The following is a 14,884-nucleotide window of genomic DNA, read 5'->3' as shown; positions in this document are numbered from 1 at the left end:
TCCTTGATGCAGCCCACCGCATTGAACCTGCTGATGGTCGAAGACAGCTCCATGGATGCCGAGCTGAGCTTGATGCGCTTGGAGCGCAGCGGTTTTCATGTCAAGGCGCAGGTGGTCTTCGATCACGCTGGGGTCGAAAAAGCCCTGCGCGAGGGCAACTTTGACCTGATCCTCTGCGATTGCGTGTTGCCCGGGTCTTCCGGCACCGACGTACTGGCCATCGCCCAGCACCTCGCGCCGGACGTGCCTTTCATCTTCCTGTCCGGCATCTATGGCGAAGAACACGCGGTGGAGATGATCCGCCTGGGCGCCACCGACTACGTGCTCAAGAAGAACCTGCCGTTGCTGCCCAAGGCTGTGCGAAGGGCGCTGGCCGAGGTCCAGGAGCGTCAGCGCAGACGCCGTGCCGAGGAAGCGCTGGCCGATGTCGAGGCCCGCGCGCGCATCGCCATCGACGCTGCCGGCATGGGCACCTGGGACTACCGCCCCGCTGACGACCTGCTGCTGTGGGACGACCGCTGCAAGGCTTTGTTCGGCTTGCCCATCGACACCGAGATGAGCCTGGAGACCTTCTACGCCGGCATCCATCCAGAGGACGTGGCCTTCGTGCAGCAGGCCGTCATGCAATCGATGCAAACTGACAGCGATGGTCACTACCGCGCCGAGTTTCGCAGCATTGCCCCCGGCAGGCCCGAGCCTCATTGGCTGCTGTCCACCGGGCAGACGCAATTCGTCGACGGTCGCTGCGTGCGCTTCTCCGGCGTGCTACAGGACATCCACACACAGCGCCAGGCCACCCAAGCGCTCAAGCAACTCAACGAGATGCTCGGCGAGCGCGTGGAGCGACGCACCCGCGAACGCGACCGCGCCTGGGAACTGTCGCAGGACTTGCTCGCGGTACTCAATAAAGACCTCACACCGGTGGCGCTGAACCCGGCCTGGGAGGCCGTGCTGGGCATCAGCCGCGAACGCCTGAGTCAGACCTCGCTGCTGCACCTGCTGCCCGAGCACGAACAAGAGGCTTTCCTGGAAGAACTCGCCGCCCTCGCCCACGGCCGCACCAGCGCCCGTTTCGTCGGCCGGATCCAGCACGCGGGCGGCCAGCAACGCTGGCTGTCCTGGGTCGTGGTACCCGAAGATACCCTGCTCTATGTGGTGGCCCGCGATATCACCAGCGAGCGCGAGTCTGCCCTCGGCCTGGCCGAAGCCAACAGTCGCCTGCGCGACCAGATTCTCGAACGCGAGCGTATCGAGGCGGCGCTGCAGCAGATGCAACGCCTGGAGGCCGTCGGCCAACTGACCGCTGGCGTGGCGCACGACTTCAACAACCTGCTGACGGTGATCCTCACCGGCGCCAGTTTCGTCGAGCGCGACCTGAACAAAGGCGATCTGGAGAAGGCGCGCAGCCGCCTGAAACACGTGCGCGAAGCCGGTGAACGGGGTGCCAAGCTCACCTCGCAGTTGCTGTCCTTCTCCCGCCGCCAACGTCTCGAGCCCGTGCCGCTGAACATGAACCGCACGCTGGGCGGCCTCGAGGAATTGCTGCGCCGTACCTTGGGCGGCAACATCTCGGTGCGGCTGGACCTGGACGACAGCCTGTGGCAGGCGATGACCGACCCGACCCAGACCGAGATGATCATCCTGAACTTGGCAATCAACGCCCGCGATGCCATGCCGGCAGGTGGTCAGCTCACCCTGACGACGCGCAACACCCGGGTCGAGAGCCGCCCGCAGCGTCCCGAAGATCCCGAGCCGGGCGACTACGTGATGCTGTCGATCCGCGACACGGGTTGCGGCATGAGCGAGGACGTGGTGGCACGGGTATTCGAACCCTTCTTCACCACCAAGGACATCGGCAAGGGCTCCGGACTGGGCCTGGCCCAGGTATTCGGCTTCGCCAAGCAGTCCGGGGGTGGCGTGCGCATCGAGACCACGCCCGAGGTCGGCACACGGGTCAGTGTGTATCTGCCAGCGGTCAAGCAGATCGAGACGAGCGAGCCGCAAACCACTGGTACACCCCAGACCAGCTCGTTCAACGGTCATGACCGCGTGGTCCTGCTGGTGGACGACGATCATCTAGTGCGCGACATGCTCGGCGATGTGCTGCGCCTGTACGGCTACCAAGTGCGTCAGGCGCACAGTGGCGAGCAGGCCCTGGCGCTGCTCGATGAACAGATCGACCTGCTGCTGACCGACTTTGCCATGCCCGAATTCAATGGCGCGCAGTTGGCCGCGGCCGCGCGTGAGCGCTACCCACAGTTACCCGTGGTTTTTCTCACTGGCTACGCTGAACTGGAGGGTCTCGAACTGCCCGGCAGCCTGGTGATGCAAAAGCCTGTGCAAGCCGAGGAACTGACACGCGCCTTGAACGAATTGCTGGCAAGCGGCTGAAGCATGAAACGGCGCGCTTCGGCGCGCCAGACTTTTCGAGCGGAAACGAAAAATCCCCAGACCGAAGCTTCGGCTGGAGAACTTTAAATCTGGAAGGAAATGGCAGGGGCGGCTGGATTCGAACCAACGCATGGCAGGATCAAAACCTGCTGCCTTACCGCTTGGCGACGCCCCTGTAGAGAATTCACTGACAGCTGCGAGTGCTGCTGTGCTGGAATGGGCCGAACTTTACCAACAAAATTTGTCTCTGGGAAGCCCCAGCGTAAAAAAAATTGTCGGAAAACAGCAAGTTACTGGTCAGACAAGCGCACGACGTGCATTTTGTCGACCCTCCCAGCGTCTGCGCCTGACTCAGCCAATCGTTTACACAACCATCCGTCGCTTTTTTACCGCTTCGCTTCAACACAATGGTCGCCGCTGATTCCAAGCAATTAACCCCACTTGTGCATCACAAGGACAGCGCCATGCCAGTCTCACACGATCTGTATCAGGACCTGCACTACCCACGCGAAATCGTTCAGCAACGCCGCCAGCATGATAAAGATCTCGACCGTCTGCTTGACGACTACACGGACATCGACAACCAGGTGCTGGCCGCCGAAGCCATTTCGGCCGGCAACTTCGAGGACGACGATCTGCGCCGTCTCAAGGAGCGCCGCCTGAGCATCAAGTTCATGATCGAGCGTCAGTTGGAACGTAAAGCCTGAACGAAGCGTGTCATCCCGTCATGCGATAGGTCCCACGCCCATTTGCGACTGGTCAAACGACGCAGGCTCGCGCATGCTGCGTCTGCACCCGCCTCTTGGAGCCGTCACATTGCCTGCCTGGATGCCCACTGCGCTGCGTCAACTGGCTCAGCGCCCGCAAACATCCGATACCGATCGGACCCTGATCTCGCACTTCACGTCTTTGGCCCAGGCTCGCGGTTATCGTCTAAGCGATAGCCAACGTCAGGTCATCGACTGCATGGCCACTGAGCTTGCCGCACTGGCCCACGGCAAGGCTCGCAGCCTCTACCTGCATGGTTCGGTAGGCCGCGGCAAGAGCTGGCTGCTCGATGGGTTCTATCAGACGGCGCCTGTCGCGGCCAAGAAGCGCCTGCATTTCCACGACTTCTTCGCTCGGCTGCACCAAGGCATGCATGAGCACCGCAGCCAGCCCGATGCCCTCGCAGCCACACTCGACGCGCTGCTGGGCGATTGCCAGGTGCTGTGCTTCGATGAGTTCCATGTCCACGATATCGGCGACGCAATGCTGCTTACCCGACTATTCGGCGCTCTGTTCGAGCGCGGCGTGTTCCTGCTGCTCACCTCCAATTACGCACCAGAAGGCTTGCTGCCCAACCCGCTGTACCACCAGCGTTTCGAGCCGGTGATTCGCGTGATCAACGCGCGCATGCAGGTGCTGGAAGTGGGCGGCGACACCGACTTTCGCACATTGCCAGCCAACCGCCAGCAGCAGCGCTTCACCCAGGGACGATTCGTCTGGCCTGCTGACGCTGCGCAGCGCCAGGCCCTGGCGCTGCCCGAGGTGCAGCCGCAGGTGCTGGAGGTCAACCGGCGTCCGCTGCGCGCCCTGCATAGCCGAGACCGACAGGTGATGTTCGCCTTCGATGATTTGTGCGAGCAGCCTACGGCGGTGATCGACTACCTGGCCCTGGCTGAGCGTTTCGATGACTGGATCATCGACGGACTGGACGATCTGTCGAACTGTTCGCTCGCCGCACAGCAGCGTTTCATCAACTTGATCGATGTCTTGTACGACCAGGACAAGCGCCTGCAGGTGCTGGCCAAGCACAGCCTCGACCAAAGCCTGGGCGGCGCGATCGCCGACCTGATGCGCACCCGCAGCCGCCTGGGTCAATTGCAGCAGACCGGCCCACTCACCTAGGCTCTGTCTGAAAAGCCTTGATACTCGTTCATGCTGCGTTGAAAACAGCCTGGAGCGCCAGCCCGGTCGGAATGCTCATGTACTCCAGTACACTCCGCTTCCTCGGCTGTTTTCGCCTTGCCTGACCTTCGTCTCAAGACTTTTCAAACAGAGCCTAGACTCATCCCGCCCGCGGCAAACCCGCCAGCACCTGTTCGATTTCACCCAGCACCGCCACATCGTCCAGCGTCGATGGTGGCACGTAGTCCTGGCCATCGGCGATCTTGCGCAACACAGCCCGCAGGATCTTGCCCGAGCGGGTCTTGGGCAGGCGCTTGACCACACGCACGCGCTGGAAGCACGCCAACGCTCCGATCTGCTCGCGTACGCTGGCCACCAGTTCGGCCTGGACCTGCTGCTCACCGATGCCCTGCCCGTCCTTGAGCACCACCAGTGCCAGCGGCACCTGCCCTTTGATCTCGTCGTGCACGCCAATCACGGCACACTCGGCGACGGCTGGATGCTGCGCCACCAGATCCTCCATCTCACCGGTGGACAAGCGATGGCCGGAGACGTTGATCACGTCATCGGTGCGACCCATGATGTAGACGAAACCCTCGTCGTCCAGATAACCGCCATCACCGGTGTGGTAATAGCCGGGGTAGCGCTGCAGGTACGCCTGCACGTAGCGCGAATGGTCGCCCCATAACGTCTGACTGCAGCCTGGCGGCAACGGCAGGGCGATGACGATGGCGCCTTGCTGGTTCGCCGCCACGGGGCGTCCTTCGTCGTCCAGCACCTGCACGTGGTAGCCCGGCACCGCGCGATTGCTTGATCCCGGGCGCGCTGCGCTGCCTTCCAGGCCCACGCAGGGCGCAGTCACCGGCCAGCCCGTCTCGGTCTGCCACCAGTGGTCGTGCACCGGTTTGCCTGTGACACGCTCGAGCCACTCATGCGTAGCCGAGTCGAGTTTCTCCCCAGCCAGGAACAGCTGGCGCAGCGAACTCAGGTCGTGACTGCGGACCCCCTCGCCGTGCGGGTCTTCCTTGCGGATCGCGCGCATAGCCGTGGGCGCGCAGAACAGCCCATTGACCCGGTACTGTTCGACAATCCGCCAATAGGCCGCCGCGTCCGGCGTGCGGATCGGCTTTCCTTCGTACAGCACCGTGGTGCACCCGCACATCAGCGGGCCATAGACGATCAGTGAATGCCCGACCACCCAGCCGACATCGGAGATGCCCCACCACACATCGCCCGCCTGCATGCCGTAGACATGGCGCATGGCGTAGCACAGCGCAACCGCGTTGCCGCCATTCTCGCGCACGATGCCTTTGGGTTTTCCGGTGGTGCCGGAGGTGTACATGATGTACAGCGGATCGCCCGCGTCCAGCACCACCGGCGCCACCGATTGCGCGCCAGCGACGGCTGCCTCCCAGTCAAGGTCGCGACCAGGCTCAAGCGCGGCCGTGGCCTGAGATCGCTGCAACACCACCACGTGCCGAGGCTGATGCCGGGCCAGCAGCAAGGCCCGATCGACCAGCGGCTTATATTCGATCACCCGATCGAACTCCAGGCCGCAGGAGGCGGTGAGCACCAGCGTTGGACGTGCATCATCGATGCGCAGGGCCAGTTCATTGGCGGCGAATCCGCCGAACACTACTGAATGCACCGCACCGATCCGCGCGCAGGCCAGCATGGCCATGGCCGCCTGCGGCACCATGGGCATGTAGATGATCAAGCCATCGCCCTTGCCCACCCCCAGCTCACACAGCAGCCCCGCCAGACGCGACACCTCATCGCGCAACTGGGAGTAAGTGAAGCGCTGGGCGACACCCGTCACGGGCGAGTCGTAGATCAACGCCACCTGCTCGCCGCGCCCCAGCTCGATCTGTCGATCCAGCGCCAAGTAGCTGCTGTTCAAGCGGCCGTCGGCGAACCAGCGCTGAGTGCCGTCAGCATTGGTTTGCAAGGTGACGCTGGGCGTGCGGTACCAGGCGAGCGAATCGGCCTGGGCCTGCCAGAAGCGGGCGGGGTCGGCAATGGACTGGGCATAGCTGTGCTGATAGGTCATTGGTTCGCAACCCGTTACTTGTTGTTATCGAAGGGCCAGCCTTGAGTATGGCCCGCCGCGGCCGAGGCGCAATCGGACTTGGCTCGCAACCCTTGTGCAGATTTGCAATGCCCCGGTCGGGCACTAGAATGGCCGTCCAACGCCTCATAGACGCCCCGCATGCACAGCCTCGAAGACCTCAAAGCCGGCCGCCTTCACGGCCTACCCGCCTGGACCTGTGCCAGGGCCTGAGCGAATTCCCCCGGGAAATCTTCGCACTGGCCGACACCCTCGAAGTCCTCAACCTCACCGGCAACGCCCTGCACGACCTGCCCGAGGACTTGCACCGGCTGACTCGGCTGAAGGTACTGTTCTGCTCGGAAAACCGTTTCGAGCACGTGCCGCGCGCTGTCGGTCGCTGCGAGCGCCTGGAGACGGTGGGCTTCAAGAGCAACCGTATCCACCAGCTCGACGCACACGCCTTGCCCGCCAGCCTGCGCGCGCTGGTGCTGACTGATAATCGGCTGGAACGCCTTCCCGAGGCATTGGGCGACTGCTCGCAGTTGCAGAAACTCATGCTGGCCGGCAACCGCCTGACCGCCCTGCCCGATAGCCTGGCGCGCTGCGAACGACTGGAGCTGCTGCGCATCGCCAGCAACCGCCTCACCGCCCTGCCCGACTGGCTGCTGCGCATGCCTCGTCTGGCTTGGCTGGCCTACGCCGACAACCCGCTGCCTCAAGCACTGCGCGCACCGGCGGTGCAGGCGAGCTGCCCGCGCATCCACTGGGCACACATCGCATTGGGCAAGGAGCTCGGACGCGGCGCCTCAGGCCTGATCCATCTGGCCCATTGGCATGCGCATCCAGACCCGGTCGCGGTGAAGCTCTACAAAGGCGAAATCACCAGCGATGGCTCGCCACTGGCCGAAATGATCGCCTGCCTGGCCGCAGGCGATCATCGTCAGTTGGTGCGAGTGATCGGGCGCATCGACGATCATCCACTGCAACGCCCAGCGCTGGTGATGCAGTTGATCGACCCCAACTGGTTCAATCTCGCAGGCCCTCCGAGCCTGGGCAGTTGCACCCGCGACAGCTATCCCGACGCGCGGCGACTGGCGCTACCCGCCGCGCGCCGTCTGCTTGCCGGCATCGCCTCGGTATCGGCGCACCTGCACGCCCGCGGGATCAACCACGGCGACCTGTACGCCCACAACATCCTCTGCGACACCGAAGGTGATTGCCTGCTCGGGGACTTCGGCGCCGCCTCGTTCCATCCGCCCAGCACGGATACCGAGACGGCAGCCGTCGAACGGCTCGAAGTACGGGCCTTCGGTATTCTGATCGAAGAATTGCTCGACGGCTGCGACCAGGACGACACATCGCTGCGCAGCCTGGCGCAGCGCTGCCAACAGCCCGATGTCAGCGCTCGGCCAGGCTTTGCTCAGCTCGTGCAGTGGCTGAGCAGATGACGCCTGAGTCCGGCGATCAAGTCGGTCTGGGTGATGACCCCGGCTAGCCTGTGCTCATCGAGCACCAGCAGACAGTGAACGCCGTGCTCGCTGAGCAGGGGCAGCAAGCCTTCCAGCGGATGGTCGCTGCCGACGCTGACAAGCCGCTGGCTCATCACTTGAGCCACGCGTAGCGGCCGGCGACCGAACATCCCGCGCCAACCCAAGCGTCCACGCGCCATAACTGCTGACAGCAGATCGCCCAGCTCGACCACGCCTACCACCTGATCGCCTTCGCGCACAGGCAGCGTCTTCAAATGATGCTGAGCCATCAATGCGCATGCCTGCTCCAGCGTGGTCTCGGGCGCTGCGACCTGCACGTCCCGCGACATGACCGAGGCAGCGGTGAGGCCGCCGACCGTACGCCGCAACGCGCGCTGTTCGGTGGCCCGGATGATGCGTTCGAGCTCGTCGGGGGTGACGTCGACGAACTCGCCGAGGTCTTCCAGGGCCTGATCAAGATCGGCCCGGCTGATACCGACGCGCTCGGCAGGCGCCGGATCATGGGTGTGATGCAGGTCTTTGAGCGGCGCCGCAGCTTTGGGATAGCGCACGCTGGTCAGACGGTTGTAAAGCACGGCCACGATCACCAGGATCACGGCGTTGAGCATCACCGGCTCGAGCAGATGATCGCCCAGTGACACCAACCCCGGATCGGCCAGCACCGCACTGACGGCCACCCCGCCGCCCGGCGGATGCAGACAGCGCAGCGGGCACATCAATAGCAGCGACACGCCCAGCGCCAGTGCGGCAACCCACAATTGCCCGCCCAGGGCCTCGCGCAGCAGCAGCCCTAGCAGCGCAGCCACGGCATAACTGCCCAACACTGGCCATGGCTGGGCCAAGGGGCCGGAGTGCACAGCGAACACCAGCACTGCCGAAGCCGCCAGTGGCCCCAGCAGGTGCAGGGCGATAGAGGGGCCGTATGCCAGGCTGCACAGCCAGCCGGCCAGGAACAGCGCCACCAGTGCGCCGACGCCAGCGCGCAGCCACTGAGCGGGCGGAATGTTCAAGGGCGCTGGCAACAGGTGACGCAGACGACGTTCAGCAGGCGGGACAGACATGGGCGCGAACAGGTTCCTGAGGGTTAAGCAAAGGAGCGCGCCCAGCCAACGGGCATAGGCCGGCCGCAGATTCGAAGGTGGACCATTCTGCCGCTTGGCATGCAGCACGACCACCGCAAAAACGTGAGCCTGGGCCGCAGTTTTTTTGATCTGTGAACGCTCGGAGCGCCCTATCGCCGAGCAAAGGCTGAATCGATCGACCCAGCACGCCCGAGTTTTCCCTTTCACGACAATGAGTTGTAATCCTTGACCGACGTCAGTATTACTTTAGTGACGCCCGCCGACAAATGCAGTTTTCGACGCACTTCATTCCACCTCGGAATGAACTTCACCTCACCCCACTGGAAATGCCCGTCATGTCCAAACGCCTGATGCCCTCCACCACCGCCCTGCAGTGCTTCGAAGCGGCAGCCCGCCACCTGAGTTTCACCCGCGCGGCACAGGAGCTTCACCTCACCCAGAGCGCGGTGAGCAAGCAGGTGGCGCAGCTCGAGGACATGCTCTGTCACCCGCTGTTCCAGCGTATCCGGCGGCGCCTGCACCTGACGCCCGCCGGGGCGCTGTACCTCACCGAAGTGAACAAGATCCTCACCCAGATCGACATGTCCAGCCGCTACATCCTCAGCTACGGCGACGAGACCGAGGTGCTACGCATCGCCACCCAACCCACCTTTGGCGCGCGCTGGCTGGTACCGCACCTCAAAGGCTTCGGCGAACGCTACCCACGCATTCACCTGGACGTGCGCAACGAGCTGGAGCCGTTCGATCTGGTGCAGGCCAAGGCCGACATCGCGTTTTTCTTCGGCCAGGGCACCTGGCCGGGCGCGACCTGTCTGGAGCTATTCAGCGAGGAAGTGGTGCCGGTATGCGCCCCAACGCTGCTGCACAGTCACCGCTTCGACAGCGCCCAGTCACTGACCGAGCATCGCCTGCTGCAATGCGCCTCACGCCCGGAGGCCTGGCACGAATGGTTCCTGGGTCTGGGCCTGGAGAGTCAGAACAGCTATCACGGCCCGCGCTTCGACACCTTCTACCTGTGCATCCGCGCCGCCATCGCCGGCTGCGGCATCGCGCTGATTCCGCGCTACCTGGTGGCCGAAGAACTGCAAGAAGGCAAGCTGGTGGTGCCTTGGGATCATCCGCTGCCCAGCAACGGCCGACACTTCATGGCCCATGCCGAACACGCTGCCGAAGTGCCCAAGGTCAGGGCCTTCGTGGCGTGGATTCAGGAGCGCGTGGCAGCAGAGGCTTGACCGCCGCGAACCACACATCATCGGGGTCAGGAATTGAGGGAATGACCCCAATCGAATAATTCGTTTGCCCGGCGTGGCCCGTCACGCTTGGATAACGCGACATTCGAACAAGGTTACGCGTGCCCATGAATCAGGACAGTATCAGCCAGTCCATCGCCATCGTTCACCCCATCACCCTCTCTCACGGCCGCAACGCCGAAGTGTGGGATACCGACGGCAAGCGCTACATCGATTTCGTCGGCGGAATCGGCGTGCTCAACCTGGGCCACTGCAATCCAGCGGTGGTCGAAGCAATCCAGGCCCAGGCGGCCCGCCTGACCCATTACGCGTTCAACGCCGCGCCCCATGCCCCGTACCTGGCATTGATGGAACGCTTGAGTGCGTTCGTTCCACTCAGCTATCCGCTGGCCGGCATGCTCACCAACAGCGGTGCCGAGGCGGCCGAGAACGCCTTGAAGGTCGCCCGCGGCGCCACCGGCAAACGCGCGGTGATTGCCTTCGACGGCGGCTTCCATGGTCGCACCCTGGCCACCCTGAACCTGAACGGCAAAGTGGCGCCCTACAAGCAGCGGGTCGGCGAGCTGCCCGGCCCCGTCTACCACCTGCCTTATCCCAGCGCCGATACCGGCGTCACCTGTGACCAGGCGCTCGCTGCGCTGGAGCGCCTGTTCAGCGTGGAAATTGCCGTCGAAGAAGTGGCGGCATTCATCTTCGAACCCGTTCAGGGCGAAGGCGGCTTTCTCGCCCTCGACCCAGCGTTCGCCCAGGCCCTGCGCCGGCTGTGCGACAGCCATGGCATCCTGCTGATCGCCGACGAGATCCAGTCGGGATTCGGTCGCACCGGACAGCGCTTCGACTTCCCTCGCCTAGGCATCGAGCCGGATCTGCTGTTGCTAGCCAAGAGCATCGCCGGCGGCATGCCCCTGGGCGCCGTGATGGGTCGCCGCGAACTGCTCGGCGCCTTGCCCAAGGGCGGGCTGGGCGGCACCTACTCAGGCAATCCAATCGCCTGCGCGGCGGCACTGGCCAGCTTGGAGCAGATGAGCGACACGAACCTGGCCACGTGGGGTGAACGACAGGCCCAGGCCATCGCGCAGCGCTACCAACGCTGGCAGCAGGTCGGGCTGTGTCGGTATCTGGGACGACTGACTGGCGTCGGTGCCATGCGCGGCGTCGAACTGGTCAACCAGGACGGCAGTCCGGCGCCCGCGCAATTGGCCCAGGTGCTGGAACGCGCAAGGGCGCGCGGCTTGCTATTGATGCCCAGCGGCAAGGCTCGCCACATCATTCGCCTGCTGGCCCCGCTGACCATCGAGCCACACGTGCTCGAACAGGGCCTGACGATTCTCGAACAGTGCCTGGCGGAACTGGACTGAGGCTTAAAGACCCAGTTCCTGCGGCGTGAGCATGTCCGATTCGAACGCGATCCAGCCGCCTTCGAGTTCGGCATGGCCGTTGACGATGGGGCCGTAGTACACCAGGCCGTTTTCCAGCGTGACGCAGATGTGCGTGGCGGACTTCTCGGGTGCGGCCAGGGTGCCGACGAAATGCACTTTCTTGAGGGTTTCGGTCACTGCTTCCAGGCCGACACGCATGCCGGGATGCTCCGAAGCCTCGGCGTCTCCACCTCGATCTTCAGCGCTGATGGTCACGGTGGCGATGTACGGATACTGGGTGCTCAAGCGCGAGTCCTCGGGGTGCGAGTGAAGGGGCGCGTAGAGTACGGCAGGCGCTCGCCCTTGTCTCTAGCCAACCGACGGGCCAAGCGGGAGATGATCTGCAGTGCCCGATCTGTTAGGGTGCCCGGCGATGTACGCCCCACCAGACGAGGACACTCCGTGAGCGCCGAACAACCCCTGATCGCCGACCTGTTCGAGGTCGACAAACGCTTGACCCTCAAACCTGTCGTGGACTTCAACGCCTACCTGCGCAACGTCTTCGCTGACGGCCCTTGCCGCTGCCATCGCTGCCTGGAACTGAACGGCGACGAAAGCGGCTTCAGCCACCGCCACACCTTCACCTTCGACGATCGCACGGTGCACCGCCGCTTCGCCAACAGCGCGGGCAGCGACGTACTGCAGATGCTGAAGAAGGCCTGGCTGTCGTATACCAAGAATGAGCTGCCACTGGCCGGTCAGCTCGACCTGGACACCGTACGCACCTTTACCGACGCCGCCCTGCATGCGCGCCTGCTGGCCCTGCTGCCGGCCAGCGGTCTGGCCCGCGAGGTCGAAGGTGCCTGGATGCTGCAGGCCCAGGTCGACTGAAGCGCCTGCAGCCTATCCCGCTCAGTGCTGCTCGCCCGCCCGCTTGAGCAGCTTCTTGCAGCGATCGGACAAGTGCACCACCCGCAGGTGCTTGCCCGCCTTGGCGTAACGCTCGCGCAGGGTCTGCAAGGCGGCGATCGCCGAATAGTCGACGAAGCTCAGGTGCTTGCAGTCCAGCGTGACGTTGACCGGATCCTGGGCGGGGTCGAACTGATTGAGAAACGGCGTGGTCGAGGCGAAGAACAGCGTGCCGTGCACCTGGTAGCGCTTGCCGCCGTCCCCATCCTCATGGCTGTCGGCATACAGTTCGCGGGCATGCTGCCAAGCGAAGTTGATCGCCGCGATGACGATACCGAACATCACGGCCATGGCCAGGTCGGTAAACACCGTCACCACCGTCACCGCGACGATCGCCAGCACGTCGCTCAGCGGCACCTTGTGCAGCACCCGCAGGGAGGCCCAGGCGAAGGTCTGCTGGGCGACCACGAACATCACGCCCACCAGCGCGGCCAGCGGGATGCGCTCGATCAGCGGCGACAGGAACAGCACGAACAACAGGATCATCACCCCCGCCACCACGCCAGAGAGCCGTCCGCGCCCGCTGGAACTGAGGTTGATCACCGTCTGACCGATCATCGCGCAGCCGCCCATGCCGCCGCACAGCCCCGAGACCATGTTCGCCGCGCCCAACGCCACGCATTCTCGGTCGGGAAAGCCACGACTCTCGGTGATTTCGTCGGTAAGGTTGAGGGTCAGCAGGGTTTCCAGCAGGCCGACCATGGCCATGAGCACGGCATAGGGCGCGATGATCTTCAGCGTCTCCAGGCTCCAGGGCACATCCGGCCAGGCCAGTTGCGGCAGACCACCGGCGATGTGCGCCATGTCGCCGAGGGTGCGGGTCGGCAGTTCGAACAGGTAGACCAGCAGGCCCACGCCCAGGATCGCCACCAGTGCTGGCGGCACCGCGCGAGTGAGTTTCGGCAGCAGGTAGACCACCAGCATGGTCAAGGCCACCAGTCCGACCATCAGGTACAGCGACAGGCCGTTGAGCCACTGCTCGCCGTTCTTGAAGTGCTCGAGCTGGGCCATGGCGATGACGATCGCCAGACCGTTGACGAAACCGAGCATGACCGGATACGGCACCAGGCGCACCAGCTTGCCCAGGCGCAACACGCCAAACAGGATCATCACCACCCCGCCCAGCAGTACGGTCGCCAACAGGTACTGGGCACCGTGCTGCACCACCAGGGCGACGATCACCACCGCCATCGACCCGGCAGCGCCTGAGATCATGCCTGGACGCCCGCCGAACAACGCGGTCAGCGTACAGATGATGAACGCGCCATACAGGCCCATGAGCGGGTTCAGGTGTGCCACAAGGGCGAAGGCAATGCACTCCGGCACCAGGGCGAATGAGGTGGTCAGGCCGGCGAGCACGTCGGCGCGAAGTCGAGCAGGTTTCATGAAAATCCTGTGAGAGGTCTGCTCAGAGCCAAGCCACAAGGCCTCGCTGGAGCAGGAACGAAAGGAAGGGGCGCGATGTTACGGAATTTGTCAGGCAGCGGCCACCGTGGTTCCCGTTCAGGTGACCTTGCTTTCATATCGCTGTGATCCAGACCCGGCACGATCCAGGCAAATTTGCCATCATGTGTGTTCCATCTGTGGAGACCACCCCCATGCCGCTACGCCCCCTCGTCGCCGCCCTGCTGCTGGCGGCCAGCCTCAGCGCCAGCGCCGCCACCGAAGTGCTGCCCCTGCAGCACCGCAGCAGCGCCGAACTGCTGCCCACCGCCCAGTCGTTTTTGGGCAAGGACGGCACGGTGAGCGCCTTCGAAGACAAGCTGATCGTCAACGCCAGCCCCGAGCGCATCGATGATCTGCGCAGCCTGCTGCAACAACTCGACACCGCCCCCAGGCGCCTGCTGATCAGCGTCGACAATGACGACAGCAACTACCAGGACACCCGCGGCAACGCGCGGATCATCCAGTACGGCACCCGCAACCGCGAAGGCGGACTGCAGCAGATCCAGGCCAGCGAAGGCCAGCCTGCCTTGATCCAGACGGGCAAGAGCATCCCCGTCACCAGCACCTCCAGCGACGGCTATGGACGGGTGCAGAGCGATACCCGCTACCGCAATGTGACCCAGGGCTTCTATGTCACGCCGAGCGTGACGGGTGAAACGGTTCGTCTGCAAATCAGCACCAATAACGACCGAATGAGCCACGAACGTCCGGATGTAGTGAATGTGCAGAGCACCGACACAACGGTCACCGGCAAGCTGGGCCAATGGATCGATCTGGCGGGATACAACCAGCAGAGTGACGCCAACACCGCGCCTTCCACCCTCACCTACAGCACCCAACGCGGCGAAAACATGACCCTTCGGGTAAAAGTCGATCTTGTGGACTGATCCCACGCCGTTCGAGGCCTCGACCAAAGGCCTGAAAAGTGACTATGGAGTCGTATTAGACCAAAGATGTA

The 14,884-nt window shown here is 64.0% G+C and carries 11 protein-coding genes, 1 tRNA gene and 1 pseudogene; 8 read left to right on the top strand and 5 right to left on the bottom strand.

All coding sequences use genetic code 11. The annotated features are described in order from the left end of the window. Positions 1 to 6 precede the first annotated feature (6 nt). Positions 7 to 2,391 carry a response regulator gene (locus ACK2SD_RS10730; protein WP_412462088.1) on the top strand — a complete coding sequence of 795 codons (2,385 nt, stop codon included), beginning with the start codon at positions 7 to 9 and terminating at the stop codon, positions 2,389 to 2,391. Between the two features lie 100 nt (positions 2,392 to 2,491). Here ACK2SD_RS10730 and ACK2SD_RS10725 read toward each other — a convergent pair. Further along, positions 2,492 to 2,566 (bottom strand) — tRNA-Gln (locus ACK2SD_RS10725). 289 nt (positions 2,567 to 2,855) lie between these two features. Here ACK2SD_RS10725 and ACK2SD_RS10720 point away from each other — a divergent pair. Continuing rightward, positions 2,856 to 3,098 (top strand): hypothetical protein, encoded by a 243-nt coding sequence (locus ACK2SD_RS10720; protein ID WP_039578330.1) that lies wholly within the window; start codon positions 2,856 to 2,858, stop codon positions 3,096 to 3,098. 109 nt (positions 3,099 to 3,207) lie between these two features. Then, positions 3,208 to 4,281, top strand: a complete 1,074-nt coding sequence (gene zapE, locus ACK2SD_RS10715) for a cell division protein ZapE (protein WP_412462087.1) — start codon at positions 3,208 to 3,210, stop codon at positions 4,279 to 4,281. Between the two features lie 160 nt (positions 4,282 to 4,441). On the opposite strand, the gene ACK2SD_RS10710 is transcribed toward zapE, so the two are convergent. Then, positions 4,442 to 6,331, bottom strand: a complete 1,890-nt coding sequence (locus tag ACK2SD_RS10710; RefSeq protein ID WP_412462086.1) for a propionyl-CoA synthetase — start codon at positions 6,329 to 6,331, stop codon at positions 4,442 to 4,444. A gap of 159 nt (positions 6,332 to 6,490) precedes the next feature. On the opposite strand from ACK2SD_RS10710, the pseudogene ACK2SD_RS10705 reads away from it, so the two are divergent. Beyond that, positions 6,491 to 7,779 (top strand): annotated as a pseudogene (locus ACK2SD_RS10705) (leucine-rich repeat-containing protein kinase family protein). Here ACK2SD_RS10705 and ACK2SD_RS10700 read toward each other — a convergent pair. Next, complete coding sequence (locus ACK2SD_RS10700; protein ID WP_412462085.1) at positions 7,752 to 8,882, bottom strand: HPP family protein; 1,131 nt, start codon at positions 8,880 to 8,882, stop codon at positions 7,752 to 7,754. The pseudogene ACK2SD_RS10705 and the gene ACK2SD_RS10700 sit on opposite strands and share 28 nt — an antisense overlap. A 356-nt stretch (positions 8,883 to 9,238) precedes the next feature. Here ACK2SD_RS10700 and gcvA point away from each other — a divergent pair, with 356 nt between their 5' ends. Together gcvA and ACK2SD_RS10690 are read left to right on the top strand one after the other, a co-directional pair. Further along, positions 9,239 to 10,135, top strand: coding sequence for a transcriptional regulator GcvA (gene gcvA, locus ACK2SD_RS10695; protein WP_116888478.1), 897 nt, complete (start codon positions 9,239 to 9,241; stop codon positions 10,133 to 10,135). Positions 10,136 to 10,260: 125 nt separating this feature from the next. Next, positions 10,261 to 11,511 carry an aspartate aminotransferase family protein gene (locus ACK2SD_RS10690; RefSeq protein ID WP_412462084.1) on the top strand — a complete coding sequence of 417 codons (1,251 nt, stop codon included), beginning with the start codon at positions 10,261 to 10,263 and terminating at the stop codon, positions 11,509 to 11,511. Between the two features lie 3 nt (positions 11,512 to 11,514). Here ACK2SD_RS10690 and ACK2SD_RS10685 read toward each other — a convergent pair whose 3' ends face one another. Next, positions 11,515 to 11,817: a hypothetical protein gene (locus tag ACK2SD_RS10685; protein WP_039578349.1), complete on the bottom strand. Its 303-nt coding sequence runs from the start codon at positions 11,815 to 11,817 to the stop codon at positions 11,515 to 11,517. A gap of 156 nt (positions 11,818 to 11,973) precedes the next feature. Between ACK2SD_RS10685 and ACK2SD_RS10680 the strand changes: the two genes are divergently transcribed. Further along, on the top strand, positions 11,974 to 12,402 hold the full coding sequence (locus ACK2SD_RS10680; RefSeq protein ID WP_116888480.1) for a hypothetical protein: 429 nt from the start codon (positions 11,974 to 11,976) through the stop codon (positions 12,400 to 12,402). Between the two features lie 21 nt (positions 12,403 to 12,423). On the opposite strand, the gene ACK2SD_RS10675 is transcribed toward ACK2SD_RS10680, so the two are convergent. Beyond that, positions 12,424 to 13,866, bottom strand: a complete 1,443-nt coding sequence (locus tag ACK2SD_RS10675; RefSeq protein WP_412462083.1) for a SulP family inorganic anion transporter — start codon at positions 13,864 to 13,866, stop codon at positions 12,424 to 12,426. Positions 13,867 to 14,078: 212 nt separating this feature from the next. Between ACK2SD_RS10675 and ACK2SD_RS10670 the strand changes: the two genes are divergently transcribed. Beyond that, complete coding sequence (locus ACK2SD_RS10670) at positions 14,079 to 14,813, top strand: secretin N-terminal domain-containing protein (RefSeq protein WP_412462082.1); 735 nt, start codon at positions 14,079 to 14,081, stop codon at positions 14,811 to 14,813. Positions 14,814 to 14,884: the final 71 nt, after the last annotated feature.

This window comes from Pseudomonas sp. SC11 (genome assembly GCF_047039205.1).
GTDB lineage: Bacteria > Pseudomonadota > Gammaproteobacteria > Pseudomonadales > Pseudomonadaceae > Aquipseudomonas > Aquipseudomonas boreofloridensis.
Note: the sequence above shows the minus strand (reverse complement) of the source record. Positions and strands in the feature narration are given on the sequence as shown.